Here is a 1,755-nt window from a genome sequence, read left to right as displayed (position 1 = left end):
GCTGCCACCACCGCGCCGATCAGGAGGGGCAGGGCAGAACGGTGAGGGATCCCGGTGCCCGGGAACGCCGCCCGTCGAGATCGGTCACCGTAGCCGTGTAGGTGATCGCCCCGGCCACACGGGCCGGGCCCACCGGGCCGGACCACGTCGACCGGTTACCCGTCGCCCGGTCAAGGACCAGCGACACACTCGCCCTGCCTCCGTCGGGGAGGCTCACCACGAGCTCCACGGCGAAGATGCCGGTCGCGTCGACGACGGACACCGTCACCGTGGACACCGCTGCCGGGGACACCGCTGCCGGGGACACCGCTGCCGGGGACACCGCTGCCGGGGACGCGGTCGCCGGGGAGGGTCGACCTGGCGGCCGGCGCGCAGCCGGACGGGTACAGCGTCGTCGGCGCCGCAACCATCGATACCACCTGTAGCGAGCCGTCGACCCTGGCGGTGACCCGCACGTCGCCCCCGCCGCCCCCCTCGCGGGGCCTGATCGGAACGGTCACGTCGATCGGTCCGGACGGTGCCGCCGCCCGGTCAAGAGCGATCACCAGGGGGACGACGGCCCCCGGATCGATCCGCGACCGGCCGGGCATCACGATGAGCCAGGACGGGCTGGCGCCGATCACGACGTCGACCGGCGCCGTGCCCTCGCCACGCAGGTCAAGCCGCCAGACGGAGTCGACGTCACCCAGGTCGGCCCTGGTCGAGCTCAGGCCGAGGGCCGGGCCGGAGGGCCGCGGAGCGACCGGGACGGCCGGTGACCCAGGCGGCGGTCCGGTTCGCGGTCTCGCGGCGGTCGGGGCGACCCGCGGCGGAACCGACCCGAGGCCGGCACTCGGGGAGGCCACGGGCGCGGTGGGAAGGGCTGGACCGGCACCCGGCCGAGCAGTGACCGGGGCTGCCGCCGTCACGTCCGCCGGCCCGTCCTCGTCACCGGGCACGGGTGCCGGCGGTGCGACCGGCGCACCCGGCCTGCCTCCGGAGAAACCCGCACGATGGTCGCCGGCCATCCGCCCACGCACAACCACCAGACCCGCAACGATGACGACCAACGCAACCACTACAGCAATGATGCGTCCCCACCGGATCGGCAGGATCCGACCTGAACGCCCCCAGGGAGAACGGTGACGTCCCGGCGATCCCGGGCCCCCGCACCATCATGCGTCATCATGACGAGATTAAGCCGACGGATTCTCGCTAGGGGACCAATTCGCTCGTTTCCGTCACGAAGTACGCTGAGATCTCTCTCGACCCTCGGGCCGAGGCGGGATGCCCCGATTCTCCCCGTTACCCCCGTTGTCGCCGTTACTCCCGTTGTCGCCGTTACCCCCGTTGTCGCCGGCCTCCCGGCTCTCCCCGATCCGCCGGCTGCGGAGCCGGCCGGGCGGCCCGCCCCGCAGCCGGCGCCCCCACCAGACCCACCATGCCAACGTCTGGGTCACCAGCGCGAAGCCGAACAGCAGATCCTCGACCGGAGCGTGTGCGATCCGCGGGCCGAGGATCCGGCGGGGGTCGTAGACGACGACGCCGAACCCGGTGAGGATCCCGTTGGAGATCAACTGGAACAATGCGATGATCGCGTAGGAAGTCCAGAAAACCCGCCGGGTCAGCAGCCGGGTCCGCAGGACCCACAGGTCCATCGCGATCGCCAGCGCGACCCCGACGACCGCTAGGGCTGTGTAGCTCACGGCCGATCACCATCGGGAGTCCCACCGGAACGCGTCGCGCTCGGATGGGCGGGCTCGTCGCCGACGTCCC

The 1,755-nt window shown here is 72.5% G+C and carries 2 protein-coding genes; both read right to left on the bottom strand.

Annotated features, from left to right (window positions below; genetic code table 11):
• Window positions 1-19 precede the first annotated feature (19 nt).
• On the bottom strand, window positions 20-322 hold the full coding sequence (locus ACY45C_RS13530) for a hypothetical protein (protein WP_462187966.1): 303 nt from the start codon (window positions 320-322) through the stop codon (window positions 20-22).
• 898 nt (window positions 323-1,220) lie between these two features.
• Complete coding sequence (locus ACY45C_RS13525; RefSeq protein WP_462187965.1) at window positions 1,221-1,685, bottom strand: lycopene cyclase domain-containing protein; 465 nt, start codon at window positions 1,683-1,685, stop codon at window positions 1,221-1,223.
• Window positions 1,686-1,755: the final 70 nt, after the last annotated feature.

The sequence above is a fragment of the Frankia sp. CcWB2 genome (assembly GCF_977927585.1).
This window is presented reverse-complemented; position numbering and strand designations above follow the sequence as displayed.